Origin of the sequence: Paralysiella testudinis (genome assembly GCF_016894345.1) — a bacterium.
Lineage (GTDB): Bacteria > Pseudomonadota > Gammaproteobacteria > Burkholderiales > Neisseriaceae > Paralysiella > Paralysiella testudinis.
Genome location: NZ_CP069798.1, coordinates 2,747,686 through 2,773,194, shown reverse-complemented (window position 1 = coordinate 2,773,194; position 25,509 = coordinate 2,747,686). Strand labels below are relative to the sequence as shown.

24 protein-coding genes are annotated in these 25,509 nt (G+C 53.1%); 11 read left to right on the top strand and 13 right to left on the bottom strand.

What is annotated here, in order from left to right:
- Window positions 1-71: 71 nt before the first annotated feature.
- The 6 genes from pepP to JQU52_RS13990 form a co-directional block, all read right to left on the bottom strand.
- Window positions 72-1,391 carry a Xaa-Pro aminopeptidase gene (gene pepP, locus JQU52_RS14015; RefSeq protein WP_230339070.1) on the bottom strand — a complete coding sequence of 440 codons (1,320 nt, stop codon included), beginning with the start codon at window positions 1,389-1,391 and terminating at the stop codon, window positions 72-74.
- The gene (locus tag JQU52_RS14010) at window positions 1,388-1,771 is read right to left on the bottom strand and encodes a VanZ family protein (RefSeq protein WP_230339069.1); all 384 of its coding nucleotides are present in this window, start codon (window positions 1,769-1,771) and stop codon (window positions 1,388-1,390) included. The genes pepP and JQU52_RS14010 overlap by 4 nt, the downstream gene beginning before the upstream one ends.
- Window positions 1,764-1,976: a dioxygenase gene (locus JQU52_RS14005; RefSeq protein WP_230339068.1), complete on the bottom strand. Its 213-nt coding sequence runs from the start codon at window positions 1,974-1,976 to the stop codon at window positions 1,764-1,766. The genes JQU52_RS14010 and JQU52_RS14005 overlap by 8 nt, the downstream gene beginning before the upstream one ends.
- Window positions 1,977-2,002: 26 nt before the next feature.
- Window positions 2,003-2,731: a YebC/PmpR family DNA-binding transcriptional regulator gene (locus JQU52_RS14000; RefSeq protein ID WP_230339067.1), complete on the bottom strand. Its 729-nt coding sequence runs from the start codon at window positions 2,729-2,731 to the stop codon at window positions 2,003-2,005.
- Window positions 2,732-2,862: 131 nt separating this feature from the next.
- Window positions 2,863-3,330 (bottom strand): low molecular weight protein-tyrosine-phosphatase, encoded by a 468-nt coding sequence (locus tag JQU52_RS13995; RefSeq protein ID WP_230339066.1) that lies wholly within the window; start codon window positions 3,328-3,330, stop codon window positions 2,863-2,865.
- Window position 3,331: 1 nt separating this feature from the next.
- Complete coding sequence (locus tag JQU52_RS13990; protein ID WP_230339065.1) at window positions 3,332-4,435, bottom strand: conjugal transfer protein; 1,104 nt, start codon at window positions 4,433-4,435, stop codon at window positions 3,332-3,334.
- Between the two features lie 167 nt (window positions 4,436-4,602).
- On the opposite strand from JQU52_RS13990, the gene htpG reads away from it, so the two are divergent.
- From htpG to JQU52_RS13960, 6 genes are all read left to right on the top strand, one after another.
- Window positions 4,603-6,501 (top strand): molecular chaperone HtpG, encoded by a 1,899-nt coding sequence (gene htpG / locus JQU52_RS13985; protein WP_230339064.1) that lies wholly within the window; start codon window positions 4,603-4,605, stop codon window positions 6,499-6,501.
- A 790-nt stretch (window positions 6,502-7,291) separates the two neighbouring features.
- Window positions 7,292-9,046 carry a potassium/proton antiporter gene (locus JQU52_RS13980; RefSeq protein ID WP_230339063.1) on the top strand — a complete coding sequence of 585 codons (1,755 nt, stop codon included), beginning with the start codon at window positions 7,292-7,294 and terminating at the stop codon, window positions 9,044-9,046.
- Window positions 9,047-9,398: 352 nt separating this feature from the next.
- Window positions 9,399-11,012, top strand: coding sequence for a cytochrome ubiquinol oxidase subunit I (locus tag JQU52_RS13975; protein ID WP_230339062.1), 1,614 nt, complete (start codon window positions 9,399-9,401; stop codon window positions 11,010-11,012).
- Between the two features lie 11 nt (window positions 11,013-11,023).
- Window positions 11,024-12,169: a cytochrome d ubiquinol oxidase subunit II gene (gene cydB, locus JQU52_RS13970; protein WP_230339061.1), complete on the top strand. Its 1,146-nt coding sequence runs from the start codon at window positions 11,024-11,026 to the stop codon at window positions 12,167-12,169.
- 146 nt (window positions 12,170-12,315) lie between these two features.
- Window positions 12,316-12,444: a cytochrome bd-I oxidase subunit CydX gene (cydX, locus tag JQU52_RS13965; RefSeq protein ID WP_230339060.1), complete on the top strand. Its 129-nt coding sequence runs from the start codon at window positions 12,316-12,318 to the stop codon at window positions 12,442-12,444.
- A 95-nt stretch (window positions 12,445-12,539) separates the two neighbouring features.
- A complete protein-coding gene (locus tag JQU52_RS13960) occupies window positions 12,540-13,913 on the top strand; it encodes an NAD-dependent succinate-semialdehyde dehydrogenase (RefSeq protein WP_230339059.1) in 1,374 nt (457 codons plus the stop codon).
- A gap of 191 nt (window positions 13,914-14,104) precedes the next feature.
- On the opposite strand, the gene JQU52_RS13955 is transcribed toward JQU52_RS13960, so the two are convergent.
- The 3 genes from JQU52_RS13955 to JQU52_RS13945 form a co-directional block, all read right to left on the bottom strand.
- Entirely contained in the window at window positions 14,105-14,395 is a 291-nt protein-coding gene (locus JQU52_RS13955) for a hypothetical protein (RefSeq protein WP_230339058.1), read from the bottom strand.
- A gap of 146 nt (window positions 14,396-14,541) precedes the next feature.
- Entirely contained in the window at window positions 14,542-15,234 is a 693-nt protein-coding gene (locus JQU52_RS13950; RefSeq protein ID WP_230339057.1) for an LrgB family protein, read from the bottom strand.
- Window positions 15,231-15,569 carry a CidA/LrgA family protein gene (locus JQU52_RS13945; protein ID WP_230339056.1) on the bottom strand — a complete coding sequence of 113 codons (339 nt, stop codon included), beginning with the start codon at window positions 15,567-15,569 and terminating at the stop codon, window positions 15,231-15,233. The genes JQU52_RS13950 and JQU52_RS13945 overlap by 4 nt, the downstream gene beginning before the upstream one ends.
- Window positions 15,570-16,327: 758 nt before the next feature.
- Here JQU52_RS13945 and JQU52_RS13940 point away from each other — a divergent pair.
- Both JQU52_RS13940 and JQU52_RS13935 read left to right on the top strand, forming a co-directional pair.
- On the top strand, window positions 16,328-16,615 hold the full coding sequence (locus JQU52_RS13940; protein WP_230339055.1) for a hypothetical protein: 288 nt from the start codon (window positions 16,328-16,330) through the stop codon (window positions 16,613-16,615).
- Complete coding sequence (locus JQU52_RS13935) at window positions 16,608-16,895, top strand: hypothetical protein (RefSeq protein ID WP_230339054.1); 288 nt, start codon at window positions 16,608-16,610, stop codon at window positions 16,893-16,895. Before JQU52_RS13940 ends, JQU52_RS13935 begins: the two co-directional genes overlap by 8 nt.
- A 385-nt stretch (window positions 16,896-17,280) precedes the next feature.
- Here JQU52_RS13935 and JQU52_RS13930 read toward each other — a convergent pair whose 3' ends face one another.
- Entirely contained in the window at window positions 17,281-18,135 is an 855-nt protein-coding gene (locus JQU52_RS13930) for a transporter substrate-binding domain-containing protein (RefSeq protein WP_230339053.1), read from the bottom strand.
- A 185-nt stretch (window positions 18,136-18,320) separates the two neighbouring features.
- A complete protein-coding gene (gene trpE / locus JQU52_RS13925) occupies window positions 18,321-19,796 on the bottom strand; it encodes an anthranilate synthase component I (protein WP_230339052.1) in 1,476 nt (491 codons plus the stop codon).
- 262 nt (window positions 19,797-20,058) lie between these two features.
- Between trpE and JQU52_RS13920 the strand changes: the two genes are divergently transcribed.
- Window positions 20,059-21,228: a pyridoxal phosphate-dependent aminotransferase gene (locus tag JQU52_RS13920; protein ID WP_230339051.1), complete on the top strand. Its 1,170-nt coding sequence runs from the start codon at window positions 20,059-20,061 to the stop codon at window positions 21,226-21,228.
- Between the two features lie 77 nt (window positions 21,229-21,305).
- On the opposite strand, the gene JQU52_RS13915 is transcribed toward JQU52_RS13920, so the two are convergent.
- Window positions 21,306-22,310 carry a Clp protease/crotonase-like domain-containing protein gene (locus JQU52_RS13915; RefSeq protein ID WP_230339050.1) on the bottom strand — a complete coding sequence of 335 codons (1,005 nt, stop codon included), beginning with the start codon at window positions 22,308-22,310 and terminating at the stop codon, window positions 21,306-21,308.
- Between the two features lie 215 nt (window positions 22,311-22,525).
- A complete protein-coding gene (gene recA, locus JQU52_RS13910; protein ID WP_230339049.1) occupies window positions 22,526-23,572 on the bottom strand; it encodes a recombinase RecA in 1,047 nt (348 codons plus the stop codon).
- 66 nt (window positions 23,573-23,638) lie between these two features.
- On the opposite strand from recA, the gene JQU52_RS13905 reads away from it, so the two are divergent.
- Window positions 23,639-23,956, top strand: coding sequence for a hypothetical protein (locus tag JQU52_RS13905; protein WP_230339048.1), 318 nt, complete (start codon window positions 23,639-23,641; stop codon window positions 23,954-23,956).
- A 31-nt stretch (window positions 23,957-23,987) separates the two neighbouring features.
- Window positions 23,988-25,445, top strand: a complete 1,458-nt coding sequence (locus tag JQU52_RS13900; protein ID WP_230339047.1) for a DEAD/DEAH box helicase — start codon at window positions 23,988-23,990, stop codon at window positions 25,443-25,445.
- Window positions 25,446-25,509: the final 64 nt, after the last annotated feature.

The following is a 25,509-nucleotide window of genomic DNA, read 5'->3' as shown; positions in this document are numbered from 1 at the left end:
CCCGGTTTCATTGATGAAAACCGGGGCGGTTTGTTTTTAGCGGTGCCACAAACAATGCTTTCAGGCAGCCTTTAGCCCGCCATCAATGCTTCAATTTCAGCAATGGTTTTTGGCACTTCATGGGTGTAGTTTTCATGACCATCGGCGGTGACCAGCACATTGTCTTCGATGCGCACGCCGATGTTGTGGAAATGGGCGGGAATATCCGGCGCAGCGGCGATGTAGAGCCCAGGTTCCACGGTGGTGCACATGCCGGTTTGCAGCAAAATGGGAGTTTCGTTTTCAAAGCGTCCGCCCACGTCGTGTACATCCAAGCCAATCCAGTGGCCCAAGCCGTGCATATAAAAGCGTTTGTAGGCTTCGGTGTCGATATTGGCCTCAAGGCTGCCGCGCAGCAGTTGCAAATCGAGCAGGCCTTGGGTGAGGGTGCGGATGGCGGCACGGTTGATGCTTTGCCAATCGGCGCCGGGGCGGATGGCGGCAATGGCTTCGATGTTGGCGGCCAGCACGATTTCATACACGTCTTGCTGGGCGCCGCTAAAACGGCCGTTTACCGGAAAGGTGCGGGTGATGTCGCCGGCGTAGAGCTGGTATTCGGCACCGGCATCAATCAGCAATAACTCGCCGCTTTGCACAGCGTCTTTGTTTTCCACATAGTGCAGGCAGCAGGCGTTTTTACCGGCGGCAACAATGCTGTTATAAGCCGGGTAGCGTGCGCCGTGCTGCATAAAGTGGTGCAGGATTTCGGCTTCCACTTGGTATTCAAACACGCCGGGGCGGGTGTATTGCATGGCACGGATGTGCGCTTGGGCGCTGATGCTGCCTGCGCGACGCAGCAATTCTTGTTCGTGGGTGTCTTTAATCAGGCGCATTTTGTTGAGCGGGCGGCTTAAATCCATCAGAGCCACCGGGGCGATGGTGCTGCCGGTGGCGGCACGCTGGCCGGCGCTTTGCTGCACGCTGTGCCACAACTTCATCACCGTGGCGTCGTGTTCGGGGTATAGCCCCCACAATGCCCACAATTGGCGGTGGCCTTTTAAGGCTGCCTGAAGCTCATTTTGCCATTGGTCGGTGCAGGCGGCGGCATCCATGGCAAAAGTTTCTTTCGCCGCTTCGGGGCCGTAGCGAAAGCCGTCCCAAATTTCACGCAGCGCATCTTTATTGCGGCAATACAAGGTGCTGCTTTGCTCGCGCCCGTTGAGCACCAGCACGGCTTCGGGTTCGGGAAAGCCGGTGAGGTAGTGCAGATAGCTGTCTTGGCGGAAGGGGAAGTCGCTGTCGTTGCTGCGGCGTTGTTCGGGGGCGGCAAACACCACGGCAATGCCATCGGCACCCAATTGTTGCAGCAGGGCTTGGCGGCGTTGGCGGTAAACTTGAATATCGGTGTTCATGCGGTTTCCTTAATCTGAGGTGATGCCTGTGCCACACGCACCGCCAGCCACAGGGCGCAGGCGGCGCCGAGCACATCGGCAATGGCGTCAAACACATCGCCGTGGCGGTCGGGGGTGAGGGTGGCTTGCAGGTATTCGCTCAAACCGGCCCAAACCAGTGCAGCCAGCAGCAGCCAGCGCCACGGCGGGGTTTGCTGGCGGTGCAGAAAAATTTTAGACAGCAGCCAGAATTGGCCGAAAAACAGGCCGAAATGCGCCACTTTGTCGAAATGGGCAAACGGCGCTGCACCGCCGCCCTGTTTGAAAAACAGCGCGTAAATGGCCGCCACAAACCAAGTCAGGCTTAGCCATAGCCATTTGTTCCGCCCCCATTCAGACATCGGCGGCCTCGGCGTCTAGCCAGCTTTGGCATACGGCGGCCAAACGGGCAAATGCGCCGCCGCGGGCTTGAAAAACAGCGCGCCAAGCGGCCACTTGTGCCGCATCGGGGGCTTCATCCAAGCTGCATTCGTAGAGCCAAAAATCCAACACTTCGGCGCAGGTACCGGCGGCTTCGGTTTTAAATAAATGGGTGACTTCGTTCATGCCAAGGCTGCCTGAAAAAATGCGGTTTAGTCGAAATTCAATACGGCCGTGGTGTACACATCCTGCACATCATCCAAATCTTCCAGCGCATCAATCAGCTTTTGCATTTTTTCGGCATCGTCGCCCGCCAATTCGGTTTCGTTTTGCGCACGCATGGTGACTTCGCCATCGGCTGCCTGAAAACCGGCGGCTTCCAGTGCTTGCTTAATCGCGGCGTAGTCGTTGGGGGGGGTGAGCACTTCCACCGAGCCGTCGTCGTGGCTGATGATGTCGTCGGCACCGGCTTCCAGCGCGGCTTCCATCAAGGCCTCTTCGTTGACGCCGGGCGCAAACAGCAAATAGCCTTGGTGCACAAATTGAAAGGCCACGCTGCCGTCGGTGCCCAAATTGCCGCCGTGTTTGTTGAAAGCATGGCGCACATCAGCTACGGTGCGGGTTTTGTTGTCGGTGAGGCAATCCACCATCAGCGCGGCGCCGCCGATGCCGTAGCCTTCGTAGCGCAATTCGATGTATTCCACGCCTTCCAAGTTGCCGCAGCCTTTGTCGACGGCGCGCTGGATGTTGTCTTTGGGCATATTGGCATCAAAGGCTTTGTCCATGGCCAAGCGCAGGCGCGGATTGGCGGCCGGGTCGCCGCCGCCCATTTTGGCGGCCACGGTGATTTCTTTAATCAGGCGGGTAAAAATTTTACCGCGCTTGGCGTCTTGACGCCCTTTGCGGTGCTGGATATTGGCCCATTTGCTGTGACCTGCCATAACAATCCTTTAATCAAATAAAACAGCGCCGCTGCGAGGGCGGCGTGTTGAAACGGGTAAACACAAGTAGTTTATTCTAACATGCGGCTTTTTTATTGAGTAGGCTGCCTGAAGCGTTTGCCAGCTGCGATTTAAGCTTGCTGCAAACGCTGCACCAGCACCGCCGCGGCTGCGCTAACAATACGGTGGGTTTCGTCAAAATCGCCCGTGTAGTAGGGGTCCGGCACATGGTCGTAGCCCAGTGCGGGGGTGAGGTCGGTGATTTTGAAGATTTTATCGGGCTGGCGGCCAAACAGGCGTTCCAGCTCGGCCAGATTGTCGTTGTCCATGGCAATCAGGTAATCAAAATCTTGGCCGTCATGGGTGCAGACTTGGCGGCTGCGAAAGCCGCTGGGATCGATGCCGTGCTGTTGCAGGGTTTTCAGGCTGCCTTGGTGCATGTTTTCGCCATTGTGCCAGCCGGACGTGCCAGCGCTGGCCACCTGCACGTATGCCGCCAGCCCGGCTTGCTGCAATTGCTGGCGCAGCACATATTCAGCCAGCGGCGAGCGGCAGATATTGCCCAAGCACACCATCAGAATTCGGGTGGGTGTTTTCATCTCAATGGCTTTGCACAAACAAAGGATTATGGCCGGGCAGAGTGATGGCTTGGGCGTAGCCGGGCAGCTCGGCGCTTTCGGCAATCGGCTCGTGCAGCAGGCGGATGTTTTCCACCTGGCATTCGGCCAATAAGTCGATAAACTGCTGCGCGATGATGTCGATATTGTCGCCGGGCGACAGCGGCCAAGTGAACACTTGCGGCGCGATTTCAAATACGCTGTCGGTGGCGTTAAAGCCAAACAGCAAACGCCCGCCTGCTTGTGCCGCCATCACCACGCCCACGCGCGGGCTTTGCAAGCGCACGGCGCGGATGGCATTGGTGGCAAACACATCGCCCGCCATACGCAAACGCAAGGCGCTGCCTTCGCGCAATGCCGCCAGCGGCGCCAACGGCGGCAGCGGATTGGCAAACAGGGTTACGCCCGGCGTGGCGAAATGCTGTTGCCACACCTGCATCAGCGGCAATGCGGCTTCTGCCAAAGGCTGGTTTAAGGCTGCCTGAAGGCCGTGGCCGCCAAAAGCCAGTGCGTAAAACACCTGCACGCTTTGGTCTGCGGGCACGGGCAATGTGGCGTTGCCGGGTTGTTCGGCGGCAAAGGCCGCAGCCGCTACGGCATTTTGCTTGGCGGCAAACCAAGCATCGGCCTTAATCGCAGCCAGATCGGCGGCGTTGTAAAGTTGAGGCAGCCATGTAATGCCGTTTAAGGCCTGCCCCAACGGTGTGGACGCCAATACTTTATTGATGTCGTCCACCGGCACATTGCCTGGCAAGGCCGCGGCTTGTTTGGCACCGGCCACCACCACCACCGGCAGCGCCAGCCACTGGATTTCGGCCTCGCCGCGGGCATTCAACACCTCGGCCAAGCTTTGCCATAAAGCGCTGTAAGTAGGCGCATCGGCGGCCATGGATAAGGCCACCGACAAACCCAAAAAATGGTTTTGCTGCAACATGGTGGCAATGGCGTGGTGCAGCGACTCGCGTGCCAACTGCGTTTGCGCTTTGCTGCTGTTGGCGGCGATGTGGCCGGCGTGCAGCAGCAATTCGTTTTTAACCGGATCGGTCGGGTAAGGGCGGGTGTCGGGCAGGCGGTGGTGGGTGGTCATGATGTTGGGGGTTGGGCAAAAGGGCTATTGTAGCAAAGGTGCGGCCAAGGCTGCCTGAAAGAAATAGCCACGCCATCAAAACCGTTTCAGGCAGCCTTGAAACCGCCGCATCAGCCCCTATCTTCTACGCCATCCAATCAACAACCTTATGTAACGCAGAGAACAACATGAAACAAACCCATGCTTTTCAAACCGAAGTGAAACAATTATTGCAGCTGATGATCCACTCTTTGTATTCCAACAAAGAGATTTTTTTGCGCGAGCTGATTTCCAATGCCGCCGACGCCTGCGACAAACTGCGCTTTGAAGCGCTGAACAACAACGCGCTGCTGGATGATGACGGCGAGCTGAAAATCACCGTTACCGCCAACGCAGAAGCCAAAACCATCACCGTGTCCGACAACGGCATCGGCATGAGCGAAGCCGAAGTGATCGAACATTTGGGCACCATTGCCAAGTCGGGCACCAAAGCATTTTTTGAGCAGCTCACCGGCGATGCGCAAAAAGACGCCCATTTAATCGGCCAATTCGGCGTGGGTTTTTACTCCGCCTTTATCGTGGCCGACAAAGTGACCGTAGAAAGCCGCCGCGCGGGGCTGCCTGAAAGCCAAGGCGTGCGTTGGGTGTCGGCGGGTGACGGCGAATTCACCGTGGAGCCGATGGATAAAGCCACGCGCGGCACCGATGTGATACTGCATTTAAAAGACGACCAAGCCGATTTGCTGTCGGACTGGACATTGCGCCGCATCGTTACCACTTATAGCGACCATATTTCGGTGCCCATTTTGATGAAAAAAGCCCCCGAATACGACGACGAAGGCAATCCCAAGCCTTCGGAAGAGCTGGAAGTGGTCAACCGCGCCCAAGCCTTGTGGACGCTGCCGAAAAACGACATCAGCGAGGCGCAATACCAAGAGTTCTACAAACACGTGGCCCACGATTTTGAAGACACGCTGGCATGGACGCATTTCAAAGTGGAAGGCCGCCAAGACTACACCGGCCTGCTCTATATTCCCAAACGTGCGCCCTACGACCTCTACGAGCGCGACCCCAAACACGGCGTTAAGCTGTATGTAAAACGCGTGTTTATTATGGACGACGCCAAAAAACTGATGCCGCTGTATCTGCGCTGGGTGCGCGGCGTGATCGACAGCAGCGACTTGCCGCTGAACGTGTCGCGCGAAATCTTGCAGGAAAGCCGCGACTTAGATGCCATTCGTTCAGGCAGCGTGAAAAAAGTGTTGGCCTTGCTGGAAGACTTGCAGAAAAACCAGCCGGAAAAATACACCGAATTTTGGAATGTGTTTGGCAATGCCCTTAAAGAAGGCGTGGGCGAAGACATGGCCAATAAAGACAAAATCGCCGCCCTGTGCCGCTTTGCCAGCACCCACAACGACAATGACGTGCAAAACGTCACCCTAGCCGACTACATCGGCCGCATGAAAGCCGGGCAGGAAAAGATTTACTACATCACCGCCGACAGCTACGCCGCCGCCAAAAACAGCCCGCACTTGGAAGTATTTGCCAAAAAAGGCGTGGAAGTGCTGCTGCTCACCGACCGCGTAGACGAATGGGTGGTGGGCAGCCTGTTTGAATTCGACGGCAAAGCACTGGCCAGCGTGGCCAAAGGCGCGCTGGATTTGGGTGGCATGGCCGACGAAGCCGAAAAGGCCGAGCAGGCCAAAGTGGAAGAAGCCAGCAAAGACGTGGCCGCCGCCATCCAAGCCGCGCTGGGCGACAAAGTGGCCGCCGTGCGCGCCACCACCCGCCTCACCGAAAGCCCGGCGTGCCTGGTGGTGGGCGAGCACGACATGAGCCAGCACATGCTGCGCATGCTCGAAGCCGCCGGTGCGGGCGAACAAATCCCGCACAGCAAGCCCACGCTGGAAATCAACCCCGAGCATTTGCTGATTCAAAAAATCGCCGCCGAAGCCAACGAAGCGCAGCGCAACGACTTGGCCGAATTGGTGTATGAACAAGCGCTGCTGGCCGAAGGCGGCAAGCTGGAAAACCCGGCGGCATTTGTTAAACGCATGAACGGCTTGTTGTTGGCATTAAACGGCTAAATTGTTGGCTTGATTTTTGGTTTTTGTTTGCTAAAGGCTGCCTGAAATGTAAAACATTTCAGGCAGCCTTTTATGTTGGATGGGCTGCCGTTGCGCACTTATTAACTGAAGTTAAGCACTCGTATAAAGCACAACAGCCATTTACACACTATTTTGTTCAGGCTGCCTGAAACGAAAAATCCGTGCAGCCCTCCCCGCAAGGCGTAAGCCGAACGGAACATGTTTTTGGCGGGGATAAGGGCGGTCCGGAGCGCAGCGACTCGCGAGCGCCGCCAAAAGCATGTGCAGTGAGGGAAGTTTGGCGTGGCCAAACCTGCAACCGGGGTCGCCTTTCTTTGTGCCTACTTTCTTTGGCGAAGCAAAGAAAGTAGGTGGCCGCGCGGGCATAAAGCGCAAAGTAAAACGATAAGAACGCATATAAAACACAGCACTTTTTAAAATAATCCGCTTCGTTTTACTTTGTGTGCCAATGGATTGCCGAATTAAATTCGGCAACAAGGATTTTTCGTTTCAGGCAGCCTTAGCAAGTGGGTGCGTAACTTCAGTTATTAAGTAAAAGTCACGGTTTCTGTGCAATGGGCATGAACGGAAAAAATAGCAGCAGATTGCCCTTATGGCCTTTACATGCACCGGCTATCGGTTAAAATCAAGCCATTAATGGATTTTAGCTGCGCCGTCACTGTGTTTTAACTGCGCAGCAATAAAGTTTCAGGCAGCCTATGCCCACGATGGCACTGTTGGTGCTGTTTTCTATATTGCCCGCCACCATTTATTTTTTAAGGACCAGTTTATGCTTGAAGGCATCAATGCCTTGTTTCTGATTGGCGGCTTGCTGCTGTTTGTCAGTGTGATGGCCACCCGTGTGTCTGCCCGCTTGGGATTTCCCTTGCTGTTGGTGTTTTTGGGCGTGGGCATGTTGGCCGGCGAAGAGGGTATTGGTGGTTTGCGTTTTGACAGCCTGGGCGGCGCTTTTATGGTGGGGCAGTTGGCGCTGGCGGTGATTTTGCTTGATGGCGGCTTGCGCACGCAGTGGCAGACCTTGCGCCTGTCGTGGCGGCCGTCGGCGGTGCTGGCCACGTGGGGCGTGGTGGCCACGGTGCTGCCCTTGGGCTTGTTTGTGACTTGGGTGTTGGGGGTGGATTGGCGGTTGGGCTTGCTGATGGCGGCGATTGTGGGCTCTACCGATGCGGCGGCGGTGTTTTCGTTGCTGCGCAACAGCGGTGTGCGCCTGAACCAGCGGGTGTTGGCCACGCTGGAAGTGGAGTCCGGCGCCAACGACCCAATGGCGATTTTCTTGGTGACCGCGTTTATCGCCATCATTATGAACCCGGCCGATGCCGGGGTGTTGTCGTTTTTGGGCATGCTGGTGCAGCAAATGGGCTTGGGTTTGTTGGCCGGGGTGATTGGCGGCAAAATTTTGGCCAAGCTGATGCAGCGGCTGCATTTGGCCGAAGGGCTGTATGCGCTGCTGATTTTGTCGGGCGGTATTTTGATGTTTGCCTTTACCAATTTGGTGGGTGGCAGCGGCTTTTTGGCGGTGTACATCACCGGTATTTTTATCGGCAACCAGCGCAGCCACGCCACCGAGCATGTGCTGCGGGTGATGGATGGCTTGGCTTGGCTGGCTCAGGCCAGTATGTTCGTGGTGTTGGGCTTGCTGGTAACGCCGTCGCGTTTGTTTGAAAACGGCTGGCATGCCTTGGCGATTGTGGTGTTTTTGATGTTGGTGGCCCGCCCGCTGGCGGTGTATTCCAGCCTGTATTGGTTTCGCTACCAAAAGCGTGAAGTGGCCTACATCAGCTGGGTGGGCTTGCGCGGTGCGGTGCCGATTACGCTGGCGATGATGCCATGGATGATGGGTGTGAACGATTCGCGGCTGTTGTTTGACGTGGCGTTTGCGGTGGTGATTGTGTCTTTGCTGGTGCAAGGTGCCAGTATTCCGGCCATGGCGCGGCTGCTCAAGGTGAGCCTGCCGCCGCAGCCGGAGCCGAAAGAAGAGCGCGAAATCTGGCTAGACGAAGAAGCCAGCCTGCAATTTTCGTCTTATGAAGTGCAGGCGGAATCAGATGCCGAAGGGCGGCATCCGGATGCGGTGGCTACGGGCTTGGATGCGGTGGCGGTGCGCTGTTTTGCGCTGATGCGCCAACGTACCCCCGAGCCGCTCACGCCGGAAACCCGTTTGCAGGTGGGTGATATTGCTTGGTATTTCGCCACCCCTGAATATGTGGAAAAACTGGCCGAGCAGTTTTATCAAACCGGCAATGCCACCCGCACCAGCCAGCACTTCTTTGGCGAATTTGTGCTGCCGCCGGATGCGCTGGCCGGTGATTTGGCCGATGCCTACGGGCTGGTTTTGTCGGCAGAAGAACGAAATTTGAGTTTGCGTCATTTGTTTAAAGCCCGTTTCGAAGGCATGCCGGTGGAGGGCGACCGCATCTTTATCGGCGAATTCGAGCTCACGGTAAAAGAAACCGATGATGATGGCCGCATGGAATGGCTGGGTCTGAAAGTGCCCACCAAAAAAACAGCCGCCAAAAAAGCGTGATGTGTTTGAGTAGATAATGCGATTGAATCAAGCCGGTGCAAATGCGGCGTGCGTGCTTGCACCCGTTTAGTTTGCTTGGTGGGTTTTCAGGCAGCCTGTAGTGGTTTTTCAAACCAATAGCTTCAATAAATAATAGAAGGGTAAAAAGATTTATTTGTCCTGAATTTCATAATTGCGACCATTTGCCGCATTTCATTTTTATATTCATATATTGATTTATTTATGTTATTTTAAACAATGGGTTATTGGTAAATTTACTATTCATTTCCTTGGCGTTGTGGCATTTCCCTGCTGGTAAGTGAAGCAAAACGAGGTGTATACTGGCCAAAGAATTTGATATAGGTCAAACCTTGTGCTGCTGCTGTTTTGGCTGCCGTGGTTTGGCATTAGTCCCTTCAATCGGGAGCTTGATATTATGGATTTGGTGGAATTATCGCGTTTACAGTTTGCCATGACGGCGCTGTACCACTTTTTGTTTGTACCGTTAACCTTGGGGTTGTCGTGGATTTTGGTGATTATGGAGTCGGTGTATGTGATGACCGGCCGGCAAATCTACAAAGACATGACCAAATTCTGGGGCAAGCTCTTTGGCATCAATTTTGCGCTGGGGGTCACCACCGGCATCACCATGGAATTTCAGTTTGGCACCAACTGGGCGTATTACTCGCATTATGTGGGCGATATTTTCGGCGCGCCGCTGGCGATTGAAGGCTTAATGGCGTTTTTCTTGGAAGCCACGCTGGTGGGGCTGTTCTTTTTTGGCTGGGATCGCATGAGCCGCCGCCAGCATTTGTTGGTGACGCTGTTTATGGCGCTGGGCACCAGCCTGTCGGCCTTATGGATTCTGGTGGCCAACGGCTGGATGCAAAATCCGGTGGGCGCGGTATTCAACTACGAAACCATGCGCATGGAAATGACCAGCTTTGCCGAGGTATTTTTTAACCCGGAAGCCCAAAATAAATTTGTGCACACCGTATCGGCCGGTTATGTGTGCGGGTCGATGTTTGTGATGTCGATTTCGGCTTGGTATCTACTCAAAAAACGCGATGTTGATTTTGCCAAAAAAAGCTTTCGCATCGGCGCCGGTTTCGGCATGGCGGCGATTTTGTCGACATTGGTATTGGGTGACGAATCCGGCTATTCCATCGGCCATGCCCAGCAAACCAAAATTGCGGCAATGGAAGCGATGTGGGAAACCGAACCAGCGCCGGCCTCGTTTAATCTGATTGCCATTCCCAATGAAGCGGAAATGAAAAACGATTTTGCCATTCATATTCCTTATGTGATGGGCATTATCGGCACCCGCTCGTTGGACACGCAAATTCCGGGCATCCGCGAGATTGTGGCGGCCAACAAACAGCGTATTGTGTCGGGCAAAGAGGCGGTGTTGGCGCTGGAAGCGTTGCGGCAAAACCGTCACGACACCGCGGCACTGGCCACCTTGAAACAACATGAAGCCGATTTGGGCTTTGGCCTGTTGCTCAAAGCCAATGTGCCGGATATTGCCCGCGCCACCGAGGCCGATATTGCCAAAGCGGCGCGCGAATCGGTGCCGCGGGTAACGCCGATGTTTTGGGCATTCCGCATTATGGTGGCTTGCGGCTTTGCCATGTTGCTGGTGTTTGGTTTGGCTTTTTGGCACTCCATTAAAGGCACTTTTGCGCAAAAACCGTGGCTGCTCAAACTGGTGTTTTTCTCTTTGCCGCTGCCGTGGATTGCAATTGAATGCGGCTGGTTTGTGGCCGAATACGGTCGCCAGCCGTGGACGGTATATGGTGTTCTGCCCACGGCCTTGTCGGCTTCTTCACTCAGTCGCGCGTCATTGATTGGTTCGCTCAGCGGCTTTACGGCGTTTTACCTTACGCTGATTGTGGTGGAAGTGTACTTGATGCAGCGCTTTATCCGCCAAGGCCCCGGCAGCTTGGGCACCGGGCGTTATGCCAACGAACCGGCCAAGCACGAGTAAGGGAGAACGAGATGGAAATACTGGATTATGCAACCTTAAAAGTAATTTGGTGGCTGTTGATTGGGGTATTATTGGTTGGCTTTGCCATTATGGATGGCCACGATATGGGTATTGGCAGCCTGTTGCCGTTTGTGGGACGCACTGATGAAGAGCGGCGTGTCATTATCAACAGCATCGGCGCCCACTGGGAAGGCAACCAAACCTGGCTGATTACCGGTGCTGGGCTGATTTTTGCCGCTTGGCCGCAGGTATATGCCACCGCGTTTTCTGGTTTTTACTGGGCTTTACTGCTGGTGTTGTGGGCGATGTTTTTCCGCCCGGTGGGTTTTAAATACCGCAGCCTGATTCACAATCAAACTTGGCGCACCACTTGGGATTGGTTGTTGTTTGTGGGTTCGTTTGTGCCCGCATTGCTGTTTGGCGTGGCCATGGGCAATATTTTGCTGGGTGTGCCGTTTCATTTCGACGATACCTTGCGGCCGTTTTACACCGGCTCGTTTTGGGGCTTGCTCAACCCGTTTGCGCTGTTGTGCGGCGTGGTTTCGGCCGCCATGCTGGTGTTCCACGGCGGCGTGTATTTGATGCACCGCACCGAAGGCGTGATTTATCAGCGCGCGCGCCGCAGCCTGATTTACAGCGGGCTGATTGCTTTGCTTGCGTTTGCCGCCGCCGGGGTGTGGGTGGCCAGCGGTATGGAAGGCTATGTGATTACCAGCAACATCGATCCCAACGGTGTGGCCGATCCTTTGCACAAAACGGTGGCCATGCAAACGGGTGCCTGGATGCTGAACTACCAGCGCGCGCCTTTAACCCTATTGGTGCCGTTGCTGGGCTTTGCCGGCATTCTGCTGGCTTGGCTGTTGGCACGCGTTGGCAAAACCTTGCTGGCTTTTGTGGCGTCGGCGTTGGGCGTGCTGGGCATTATCGGCACCATGGCGGTATCGATGTTTCCGGTGATTTTGCCCTCCAGTAGCCAGCCTAGCATGAGCCTGACGGTGTGGGATGCTTCGTCTAGCCATTTCACCTTGGTGGTGATGCTGGTGGTTACCGGTATTTTGCTGCCGATTGTAGTGAGCTATACCGGCTGGGCGTTTCGCATTATGCGCGGCAAGGTAACCAAAGAATATGTGCGTGAAAACGAACACAGTGCGTATTAATGCATATCAAGGTTTTCAGGCAGCCTGTTGTTATGGTGAGTTTAATTGAAATTAAGACAAAGCGAGTCAATACATTATTGGTTTCAATTTAATCCACTAACAAATCAAATCAAGGCTGCCTGAAACCAATCATTAAGGATATTACTATGTGGTATTTTGCCTGGGTGTTGGGTTTGGGCTTTGCCGTCTTGCTGGCCATTTTAAATGCCATGTGGGGCGAATTCGAGCAAGACCGTGCTCAAAGTTTGAAATCGGATGTGCATCCGGAATCATAACAATGCTTTGCATGTTGCAGTGCAAAGCGTATCGGCATGGTCAAAACCGCCTATTCCCCCTACAATCGCCCACATCAACCCGCTAAGGAGCAAGCATGGCTTACCAAACCGTTAACCCCTACACCAATGAAGTGGTGCAAACCTTCACCGCCCACAGCGATGCCGATGTGGAAGCCGCATTGGCCGCAGGACATGCCTTGTATAAATCTGATTGGGCCAGCCCCGCCAATATGTCGGCACGCCTGAAAATTTTGGCCATGCTGGCCGAGGTAATGAACGCGCGCAAGGAAGAGTTAGCACGCATCATCAGCATTGAAATGGGTAAATTGATTGGCGAAAGTCGCAGCGAAGTGCAATCGTGCATCGACATTGCCCAATATTATGCCGACAACGCCGCCCGTTTTCTGGCACCGGTACCCTATCCGGATGTGCTGGGCGAAGCCTGGGTAGAGCATCACCCGGTGGGCATTATTTTGGCGGTGGAGCCGTGGAATTTCCCCTTGTATCAATTAATCCGTGTGGTGGCACCGGCCATCGCCGCAGGCAACCCCATGGTGGTGAAACACGCCAGCAATGTGCCGCAATGCGCATTGGCGATGGAAAAAGCCATTGCGGATGCCGGCGCACCGGCAGGCACCTACCGCAACCTGTTTATCACACCTGAACAGGTTGCCAATATCATTGCCGATGACCGCGTGCAAGGCGTGGCGCTTACCGGCTCGGAAAAAGCCGGCAGCATTGTGGCCGGGCAAGCCGGTGCCAAATTGAAAAAAGCCACCATGGAGTTGGGCGGCAACGATGTGTTTGTGGTGCTGGACGATGCCGATGTGGTGCGTGCCGCCAAAACCGCAGCCGGTGCCCGCTTATACAATGCCGGGCAGGTTTGTACCGCCGCCAAGCGCTATATTGTGCAGGCTGCTGTGGCCGATGAATTCACCCGCGTGGTGATTGAGCGCTTTCAGGCAGCCCAAATGGGTGATCCGCTGGACGATGCCACCACGCTGGCGCCGATGTCGTCACAACGCGCCAAAAATGATTTGCAAACCCAATTGGATCAAGCGGTGGCCAATGGCGCTAAAGTGCTGTGCGGCGGCGCGGCGGTGCCGGAGCAAGGGCAGTTTTTCCCGCCCACATTGCTGGGCAATATTGAGCGCAGCAATCCGGCCTATTTTGAAGAGTTTTTCGGCCCGGTGGCACAGCTGTATGTGGTGGCCGACGACGATGCGGTGGTGGCTTTGGCCAACGATTCCAATTACGGCTTGGGCGGCACCATTTTTTCCGGCAATGTGGAGCGCGCCAAACAACTGGCTTCGCGCATCGAAACCGGCATGGTGTTTATCAACCAAGGTGGCGATTCGGTGGCCGAATTGCCCTTTGGCGGCGTAAAACGCTCCGGCTTTGGTCGTGAGCTGGCTGATTTGGGGATTAAGGAATTTGTGAATCAGAAGCTGGTGGTGGTGGGCGGCTGAATTCAGGCAGCCTGATATAGTAAAATGCATAACAAAGTGCTACGGCGTTAGCTTGCCTTGCCGTACTACTGTACTGTCTGCGGCTCGCTGCCTTGTATCACTTTATTCTGCATTCCACTATAGCGAATCCCAAAAAGAAAAGCAGACAAACCGATGTGGTTTGTCTGCTTTTTTATTGGCTGTAAATCGATTTATTTGCAGCTGATGCCGCCGATTTTCGGGGTATCGCCGCTGCCCACTTTAATCACGCAGGTGGTGGCGGTGCTGCCGGATACATTAAGGTTGCCACCTTGCAAGTTTAGTTTCACCGGCTCTTTGACACCCATGCCCACGGCAGTGGCCGCCAGTTTTTGGATGTCATCGTTGTTGTAAGGGGTATTGTGATCGGCCACGTTGATGGTTTTGGCAGCGGCCAAGCCTGCCCACAGCAAACCGGCAGTGGCCACGGCCAACAAGGCCAGACCTTGGGTTTTGCGCGTCATGTTGTTTCCTTTTTATGCTTAAAATTAATCACAAGTGCTTTTCAGGCAGCCTGTGCAGGGCATTATAGGGGCGAGTTGGTACAACTCAAGTGTTTTTAATCGGAATTAACTCGAGCTGGCCACGGGTGTGGTTTTCATGCACAAGATTAAAAGCCCATTAACGGCAATACCACCGGCACCAAAAAGGCCGTTAGCACGCCATTGAAGATAAGCCCTAGGCTGGCATAAGCCGCCAGCTTTTGGCTTTGCTCCAATGCCGCGCTAATGCCCATGGCGTGTGAGGCCGAGCCCATCGACATACCGCGCGAGCTGGGATTGCGGATGCGTCCGGCTTGCAGTGCACGAAAGCCCAGCATTTGCCCCAACATGCCCGCCATAATCACGGTGGCGGCGGTGATGGCAGGGATGCCGCCAATGCTGTGGGTGATTTCCAGCGCAATCGGGTTGGTAACCGATTTGGCCGCCAACGACAAGGTTACCGCCCGCTCAGCACCCATCCAATGGGCAATCAGCACGGCGGACACAATGCCGACTAGGCTGCCCAACAGCTGCGACAACAGAATTGGCAGCCATTGTTTGCGGATTTTTTGCCATTGCACATACAAAGGCACCGCCAAACATACCACGGCGGGTTGCAGCCAGAAGTCGATAAATTGGGCGGCGGCGTGAAATTGCGGATAAGGCGTGTCGGTAGCGTATAAATAGCCAATCAGTACCGCTGTGCTTAAAAACACCGGATTGCACCAAAAGCTGCCGGTGCGTTGGCGGATGTGGCTGGTGAGCCAATACACCGCCACAATCAGAAATAAAATCAGCGCAGGGCTGGCGGCCAAACTCATAACCACCGCCGAATCAGCTCATGGCTTTTGCCGGTAACCAACAGCACCAGCAAGGTGCTCACCACGGTGGCGGTAAAAATAGACCAAAAATCATCGCGCACCAATTGCAGATGATCCATCACCGCCACACAAGGCGGCACCAGAAACAGGCTCAGGTTCTGCATCAGCACATCGGTGATTTTCTGCATCCATGCCAGCTTCACCCAGCCCAGTTGCAGTAGGGCAAACAACACCCCCATGCCGAAAATGCTGGCCGGAAATTTAACCCCGCTCAGATAAACAATCGCTTGGCCTATGGCCAAGCAGCCAAACACAATACACAGTGCCCGTATCACACCCTTATCCTTGCTAAAATGATTATTTTGCAGTGCAAAAAAGAAGGCCACATTGTACGCCGTATTGGATATGAAGCCAAAATCAAATCAGGGAAAAAATAAAAACACCTTTCCCGCAGATGGGTTGGGCGATTTTACGGCTATTTGGGTATTTTGTTTGGCGAGATTGTCTTTCGAATATTGAATTGCTATTGGGGGAGTTTTGATATCAAGTCAATCTGCATATTTCATTTTATGCAAAAAAAGTAAAATATCTGGTGGCGTCCTGAAAAGTATGCTGCTGAAAAAGCAAAATCCAGCAAGGTAAAAGTCATGGTGCAGGGAAATAAGAAACTATAGATAAACAGGGGTTTTTCTGTTTCGCTTATGTAAATAATAGTCTTATTTTTTGCCTAAAATATAGGCAGCATACTTTTCAGGACGCCACCAAATATCTTACCTATTGATAAACCGCTTGAGCGGATGGATACCAGATTCGGCCTATTTTGCAAGATACGGGTTTATTTTGTGGTTCCTTAAATCACAGGGGAAATGTACTGCTTAAATTTTAGGCAAAAAATCATTATTTACATAAAGCAACGCAAAAAAGCAGTATTTATATGCACCTTCATTTATCTCCGAGAATTGTTTTTACCTTATTGATTCTTTCTTGTTCCCACGGCATATTTTTTTCACCTACACCATAATATTTCATAAAAATTAAAGTCTTGTAGAGGAGAAATAGGTCTCATGATTTGATTTTTACATCTTTAGATGTTATGACCCATATTTGGGGAACATATGAAGTAAAGGGATACGATCATGTCGGTGGATCATATGGATGTTTTGGATTTATACCAGATGATGATATTTATACAAACCCAGAATTAGCAAAAAAAGCATCAGGTGATGATGATTATGATGATAAAACAAGTAATTCTGATTGGAAAAAAGTAGCCGATAAGATTATTAAATTATCTTTTGAAAAGAAGAAAGATTTAAGGATTTTGTTAGAGTATAGAGATGAAAGTCAAAATTATTATCCTAAAGAGATTTTAAGTGAATAATAAGATTATGAAAAAAATATCCATTATTATTGGTTGTATATTGGGTATTATATATTCTTTAATTGAACCAATTGTTCGGTATGCAGATACTGCGCCATTAGATGCTGGATTTGGTCTTGATATTCCTTCTTGGAATATCTTTATAGTTCAATCATTTATATCTATATGTATAGGTGCATTTTGTGGATGGTTATTATTTTATATTGGTAACAAGATTAAAAAAATAATTCCTGATTTTGATCCAAAAAGCTTCTTATGGGAGGAATTAATAAAAAAGTAAAAATAGCAATTATTATAATTTTATTTATAGAATTTATTTTTCTTTTAAAAACATATATTATTTATTCATTGGTAGTATTAAATCCACACTGCTTTAGGTGTTCGAAAAATGGTTGTTGCTAATGGCAAAAAGCCGTAATCCGATTTTATCGGGTTACGGCTTTCTAAGATTTGTTCGCATTTCATCGTTGCAGTTTGCAAACACACTTTAGCTCAAAACCTTATACCAACTTCTACAAAAGCTGAGCCGCATACACACAAGTAGTACGGAAAGGCGAGCCAACGCAGTTAGGTGATTTTGTAGAATTTGTAGAATTGGTATTACTCTTTGATGAATTGTGAACAAATCCTAATCATATTGGCTGCAGGGAAATTAAAAATGGTTGTTATTGTTGTGAAACGCGTGCAGCGGATTCGGCATCAAACCATTTTTCGGCAATTTTTTGATAGGTACCGTTTTCACGCACGGCTTTTAAGCCCGCATTCAGTTTGTTGCGTAATTCGTCATTACCCTTTTTCACCGCATAGCCGGCTTCAATTTTTTCTTTCAGTGGCTGCTCAATTTGGATAAATTTTTGATTGGGGAAAAATTTGGAGTGGTAGCGCATCACAATGGTATCGCCAAACCCTACGTCAACTTTACCGCCGGCCATATCTTTAAAAGCCAAGTATTGGGTGGCCACGGGCATAAACTTGTCGTGATCTTTACCAAACATTTCTTGTAATGAAGTCAGGTTGGTGGTTTTGTCTTTCATGGCGATGGTGACATTTTTCAAATCATCAAAGCTCTTTACGCCCAGTTCTTGTGCACGTTCAGGCAGCATAAAGGCGCTACGGGTAGGGTAGATGTAGGGATCGGTAAAATCCACCAATTTTTTACGTTCTTCTGTGATGGTGATGGGTGCCACTACGATATGGCGGGTGCCATTATCAAGGCTGTCGAAGATGCCGGTCCACGATTGTGCAATCACTTGAACTTTAAAGCCTTGCTGTTCGGCAATGGCGTTAATCAAGTCAATATCAAAGCCGGTAACTTTGCCTTGTTCATCTCGGAGTTCGTAGGGTGCATTGGATGCATCAGTGGCAACCAGATAAGTGGGGGCGTCGGCAGGTAAGTCGCTGCTTGTTTCTTGACTTGCTGCAGTAGTCTGGGCAGTGTTGGCCGGTTCTGTAGAGCATGCGGCCAATGAAACTGCCATCAATAAAAATGTGGGAATGCGTTGTTTCCATAAGTGAATCATTATCAATTACCTTTGAGGTTTAGCAGTGTAGCGGTGGTAAGCAGGCGGTGTCGCAGCCATCTGTTTAATTGATTGGCATATTATGCTGTATAAATTTTGCTGCCGCGTAATAAATATGCCAAATAATACATTTTAAACAACTTAGTGTTTATTTTATCAGGCTATAGAAGAAAATTGTATCAATTTTATTTATCCAGCCCGGCTTGCACCATTTGCGCCGCACGCAAAACAGCACGCGCTTTGTTTTGGGTTTCTTGCCATTCGGCTTCTTCGTCGGAGTCGGCCACGATGCCGCCACCGCTTTGCACATATAGAGTTTGGTCTTTGATGACGGCGGTGCGGATGGCGATGCACAAATCCATATCGCCGTTAAAGCCCAGATAACCCGCAGCGCCGCCGTATACGCCGCGTTTGGCAGGCTCGAGCTCTTCGATGATTTCCAGTGCACGCACTTTGGGCGCGCCGGAGAGGGTGCCGGCGGGGAAAGTGGCGGCCAATACCGCCATATTGCTGGTGTTGTCTTTCAGGCAGCCTTCGATATTGGAAACGATGTGCATCACGTGCGAGTAGCGCTCGATGACCATTTTATCGGTAACGGCAACTTGCCCGGTTTGGCTGACGCGGCCGACATCGTTGCGGCCCAAGTCAATCAGCATCACGTGTTCGGCAATTTCTTTTTCGTCGCTGAGCAATTCGGTCGCCAGCGCTGCGTCTTCGGCAGGGGTTTGGCCGCGTAGGCGGGTGCCGGCGATGGGGCGCACGGTGATGCGGTTGTGTTCGCGGCGCACTAAGATTTCCGGTGAAGCCCCCACCACGTGGAAGTCGCCAAAGTCGTAGTAAAACATATACGGCGAGGGGTTGAGCGTGCGCAGGGCGCGGTAGAGGCTGAGCGGGTGGTCGCTGAAGGGCTGTTTGATGCGTTGGCTGGGCACCACTTGCATGCAGTCGCCCGCCAAAATGTAATCGCGCACGCGGCGCACATAGTCTTTGTAGCGCTCAGCGCCGGTTTCGTGTTCCGGCTCGGTGGCAGCGCTGCCCAGCGACAGCGGAATGGCCACGCTTTGGCGCAAGGCGGTGCGCAGGGCTTCCAAGCGATCACGCGCGATTTGGTAGCCGTTGGCTTGGGCGGTGTCGGCATAAACAATCAGATAAACTTTACCGGCAAGATTGTCAACCACCGCAAGTTCTTGCGACAGCATCAGCAGCATATCGGGCAAGCCGATGGTGTCGGCTTTGTCGGACTCACGCAAGCGGTGGGCGATGTGCTCGAAGTGGTAGATGGTTTCATAGCCGAAATAGCCTACCAACCCGCCGGTGAAGCGAGGTAAGTTGGGAATTTCCGGGGTTTTGAAGGCTGCCTGAAACTCTTCAATCACCTGCAGGGGATTGCCTTGGTGGCTTTCTACCAGTTTATGTTGGCGGTAGATGTCGGTGCGCTCACCGTTTACTTTTAGGTAAGTATGGCAGGGCAGGCCGATAAAGGAATAGCGCCCGAAACGCTCGCCGCCCACCACCGATTCGAGCAGATAAGAAAACGGCCGGTTGGCCAGCTTTAAGTAGAGTGACAGCGGGGTATCCAAATCGGCCAGCAGCTCCTGCACCAGCGGAATATGGGTGTGGCCTTGGGCGGCTTGGTGTTGGTATTCGGATAAGCTGATCATGATGCGCGTGCCGGATGGATATTGCCGTGCAGTATAGCAGTTTGCCTGTTTTCAGGCAGCCTTCTGACATATGCGTGTTGGCTTATATATGCCTACAGTGAATGCTGCTTGGTTTTGTTTGCTATAAAAACCGCATTTTATTGTCATTAGCTCAATATAAGCTTGGCTATGGCGGCGTAAACTGAATTAGATAAACTTACCCAAGCCGATGGCTTGGTTTTCGATGATGTTGGATACTGAATCTTAAGGAGTGATGATGGAAATGAATCGCCGTTCTCTGCTCAAGTTGACAGGGGCTTCCATGGCCGGTGCAGCCTTGCTTTCCGTGCCGGGTATGGCCACCGCCAAAACCCCCGCAGCCTATCGCCCGGGTGTATTGCCCACGCCGTCGGCAAACAGCCCGATTTTGCTGAATTTCAATGAGAACTCAATCGGCATGGCGCCTTCGGCCGAGCGTGCGGTGGTGGCGTCTTTGTCTAAAGCATTCCGCTATCCGGATGATCAGCGTGCCGCCTTGGTAACGGCGCTGGCCGGTCGTTTTGGGGTGAGTGAAAAGCATTTGTCGCTGGGCAACGGCTCTTCCGAAAACATTCAGGCCATTGTGCAGGCGCTGGTGCAGCAAGCGCGCAGCCGCCAGCAGGCGGTGCAGCTGGTGGTGCCGGATCCCACGTTTAATTACGCCGAGCTGTATGCCAAGGCGCAGGGTGTGCCGGTGGTGAAGGTGCCGCTCACGGCGCAAATGTTGTTTGATGTGGCAGCAATGCAACGGGCGGCGGCCGGGTTTGATGGGTTGAGTATTTTCTATTTGTGCAATCCGAACAACCCCACCGCCACGCTGACGCCGGGCAAAGTATTGCAAGACTGGGTGGCCGCTTCGTCGGACAAGCAGTTTTTCTTGCTGGACGAGGCCTATGCCGAATTTGTAACCGATCCGGCGTTTGTGAGCGGCATTGAATGGGTGAAGGCCGGGCGGCAAAATGTGGCGGTAACCCGCACCTTCTCCAAATTGTATGCGCTGGCGGGGCTGCGGGTGGGCTATGCACTGGCGGCACCGGCCTTGATTGAGCAGTTTGAAGCGTTTATGTCGCTTGATAACACCAATTTGGCCGGGGCGGTGGCGGCGCTGGCTTCTTTGCAAGATAAAGACTTTCAACAGCGCAGTGTGTCTTCGGTAAACCGTTCGCGTGCGATTGTGACCCAAGCGCTGGATGAGCTGGGTTTGCGCCATGTGCCTTCACACGCCAATTTTGTGTTCCATGAAATCAAAGGCAGCGTGAAAACCTATCAGGAACGCATGAAGGCGCAGCACATTATGGTGGGGCGTGAATTCCCGCTTGCGGTGGGCTGGAGCCGTTTGACGCTGGGCACGCCGGAAGAAATGACGGTGTTTGTGCGGGTGTTGAAGTCTTTCCGCCAAAAAGGCTGGGTATAAACCGTATTGCTTGGCCGTAAATAAGCGCGGATTTCAGGCAGCCTATAAAAGGCTGCCTGAAACCCGCGCTTAAATCATTAGGCAAAATGCAAAATAGAATGCTGCTCTTGGCCGTCGATGCGTTCGGTTACGTGCCAATTGGAGTTGTCGTTGAGGGTGAGCCAGCGGCGCTCTTCGGTGCGGTAGAACCAGTCTTTGTCGTTTTGGTAGAACACTTGGATGTCGCGTGCTTCCAGAATATTGAGGATTTCGTTGGAATGCGAGCGGGTGTCGTCAAAGTCGGTTACGGCGCGTTGACCCATTTCGCTGTAGAGCGCATTGAGCGCCAGCAGCAAATCGTTTACCGGTTTATCCAGTGCGCGGGCATTTAAGCCGATGCGCTGGGCTTCGCCAATCAAAATGGGGTAGCTGTGCGAGGGGTAGCCGGCGTTGAGCACTTCGGCAATTTGGCGCACGCGTTGTTTGTCGTCGATGTGATAAGACAGCAGCTCTTCGCACAACATAATCGACAGTGATTCGGCACGATCTACCGCACCAATCACCAGCGGATGCACGTATTCAAACAGCGATTTGTAGGGATTGGAGCCGGTGTCTTCGGTGTTGCGCCGCCACAGCTTTACCACGCGGTTCAGTTCGTCTAGGCTCACCGATACGCGGTCGTTGTCGCGATCCAGTGGCGATAAATCGTGGGTGAGTGAGGTGTCGACTGAGCTGAGAAAGGCCATCGGCCCCATGTGGATTTCATCGGCGCCAATCGCCATCATGGTGGCCGCAGAGGCGCATTCCAGCGGCACCAGGCTCACCAGTTTGTTGCAATGGCCGCGAATCAGGTTAATCATGCGCAGCGCTTCTTTGCCGGAGCCGCCATCGCTTTTGATAAACACATAGGCAGTGTCGGTTTGCTGCACGTATTCCATAATCTGATATAAGGCCAGTACATCGTTGGCGCAAATGCCGCCACGGTGGCTGTTCCAGTAGCACAGCAAAGGCGCTTGCAGATGCGCTTCCAGCTGGGCGATGATTTCCTGGGTTTCGCTAAACAAATGCGGCGGCTGTTTGATGGCAATGTCTTCGCTGTTCATGATGGTGGCCTTGGGTGGAAACATAAACGCAGATTAGCAAAGTTTAAGGCTGCCTGAAAGCAGCGGTGCACAAAAACAGCCCCTAAGGGCTGTTTTGAATTTAAAGCGGCTTATACCAATCCTAAAAAATAACCTAACTGCGTTGACTCGCCTTGCCGTACTACTTGTACTGTCTGCGGCTCGCCGCCTTGTTATCTTATTTTTTATGATTGGTATTATTCTTCCGGCGCTTCGCCGTCGGTCTCATCAATCACCCCTTCGGTGATGCTGATGTTGGTGCCTACGGCAGCGCGGATTTTGGCGTCAATTTCTTGTGCTACTTCCGGGTTTTCCTTCAGCCAAATGCGGGTGTTGTCTTTGCCTTGGCCGATTTTGCTGCCGTTGTAGCTATACCAAGCGCCGGATTTTTCCACGATATTGAGCTTCACGCCGATGTCGATCAATTCGCCTTCCCAGCTGATGCCTTCGCCGTAGAGAATATCGAATTCGGCTTGTTTGAACGGCGGCGCTACTTTGTTTTTAATCACTTTCACCCGCGTTTCATTGCCCAACACATCGTCGCCTTTTTTAATCTGGCCGGTGCGGCGGATGTCCAGGCGCACGGAAGCGTAGAATTTGAGCGCATTGCCGCCGGTGGTGGTTTCGGGGCTGCCGAACATCACGCCGATTTTCATGCGGATTTGGTTGATAAACACCACTAAGGTGTTGGTTTTTTTGATGTTGCCGGTGAGCTTGCGCAAAGCTTGGCTCATTAGGCGCGCTTGCAAGCCCACATGGCTGTCGCCCATTTCACCTTTGATTTCGGCTTCGGGCACCAGTGCAGCCACCGAGTCAATCACCACCATGTCTACACCACCGCTGCGCACCAACATGTCGCAGATTTCCAGTGCTTGCTCGCCGGTATCGGGCTGGGATACCAGCAATTCTTCCACCTTCACGCCCAGCTTGCGTGCGTAAATCGGGTCGAAGGCGTTTTCGGCATCAATAAAGGCGCAGGTGCCGCCGCCTTTTTGGCATTGGGCAATCGCTTCCAAGCACAAAGTGGTTTTGCCCGACGACTCGGGGCCGTAGATTTCCACCACGCGCCCGCGCGGCAAGCCGCCCACGCCCAGCGCTACATCCAAACCGACAGAGCCGGTGGAAATCACTTCCAGATTTTCATCTTTGTGGCTGCCATCCATTTTCATGATGGAGCCTTTGCCAAAATTTTTCTCGATTTGCGCCAGTGCGGCGGCGAGGGCTTTGCTTTTTTCGTCAGACATTGCGCTTACTCATTCCTACGGAATTTAAAAAATAACTGCTGGCGATTATCGCACAAACCATGCTTGATGTGGTTGCCCGCTGCGGGTTTTTGTCGTATCGATTGCCATGGCAATGCTGCCGGTGCGGGGGAAAAATGGTACACTGCCGAGCTGATACAAAAGCCCTGGGTTGGATTAATGGCCGCATGGGGCTTTTTGTTGTGCCAGCGGCGCTGCTATTGTGGTTGCAGCGCTAAACTTGGCTACCCCATTTTCATTGCCCGCACCGCTTATGTGGCGTGCGGCCTTGGTGTTGTTGCCGGTATGTCTGCCCATTGCATTCAAGCGCAAGCAAAGCAGATACGGGCAAACCTGTTATTTTGCCGGCGCATGTTTTGTGAGTAAGCAAGGCGTGCCCGGCCCGGAGTATATTGACGTGAGCACATTTTCTGCCCTGGGTTTGTCTCAGGAAATCGTTTCCGCCCTCACCGAGCAGGGCTACGAAACCCCCACCCCGATTCAGGCTGCCGCCATTCCCAAAGCGCTGGCCGGGCATGACTTGCTGGCGGCGGCGCAAACCGGCACCGGCAAAACCGCCGCCTTTATGTTGCCAAGCTTAGAGCGGCTCAAGCGCTACGCCACCACCAGCACCTCACCGGCGATGCATCCGGTGCGCATGTTGGTGCTCACGCCCACGCGCGAGCTGGCCGATCAAATCGACCAAAACGTGCAGGCATATATGAAAAACCTGAGCCTGCGCCACACCGTGTTGTTCGGCGGCATGAATATGGAGCCGCAAAAGCAGGCGCTGCGCGCCGGCTGCGAAATTGTGGTGGCCACGGTGGGGCGTTTGCTCGACCATGTGCAGCAAAAGAATATTCAGTTGAATAAAGTGGAAATTTTGGTGCTCGACGAAGCCGACCGCATGCTGGACATGGGTTTTATCGACGACATCCGCAAAATCATGCAGATGCTGCCCAAACAGCGCCAAACGCTGCTGTTTTCAGCCACCTTTGCGCCGCCCATCCGCCGTTTGGCGCAAGACTTTATGCACCAGCCGGAAGAAATTGCCGTGGCGGCGCAAAACACCGCTGCCGCCGGTGTAGAGCAGCATGTAATTGCCATCGACACCGGACGCAAACGGGCGCTGTTGGAGCGGCTGATTTTGGATTTAAACATGAGCCAGGTGATTGTGTTTTGCAAAACCAAGCAAAGCGTGGATCAGGTGCACCGTGATTTGGTGCGCCGCGGCATCAGCGCCCAAGCGATTCATGGCGACAAATCGCAACAAAGCCGCTTGGAAACGCTGGCGCAATTCAAGGAAGGCAGCCTGCGCGTGCTGGTGGCCACCGATGTGGCCGCCCGCGGTTTGGACATTGCCGAATTGCCGTTTGTGATTAACTACGAGCTGCCCACCAGCCCGGAAGATTATGTGCACCGCATTGGCCGCACCGGCCGCGCCGGCGCCGAGGGCGTGGCGATTTCGCTAATGGACGAACACGAACACAAGATGTTTGAATCGATTAAAGAATTGATTAAAAACGACTTGCCGGTAGAGCGCATCGAAGGCTTCGAGCCGCGCTGGTGGGACGCCCTAAACGGCCAAACCGCCGCTCCGGCGGCGCCAACACGCCCGCCGCGCACCGACTTGCAACAGGTCGACAGTGGCCGCAACCAAGAGCGCAGCAATGCACGTGGTAGCCGCAATAAGGGCAGGGAAGGGCGCAACAGCCGCGAATACAAGGAAACCCGCAGCAACACCGAAATGCCCCCGGAAAGCAAAGATGTGGGCGCGGCCTGCAACCGCATTCCCGGCCGCGTGCGCCGCAGTCACAGCCGGCCGCAATGTGCTTTATTGCAGGCCAATTATGGTGTGCGCCGCCAGCGGGTATAGTTTTATAGTATAGTGAATTAAATTTGAACCAATACTGCGTTGGCTCGCCTTAGCTCGAAGAGAA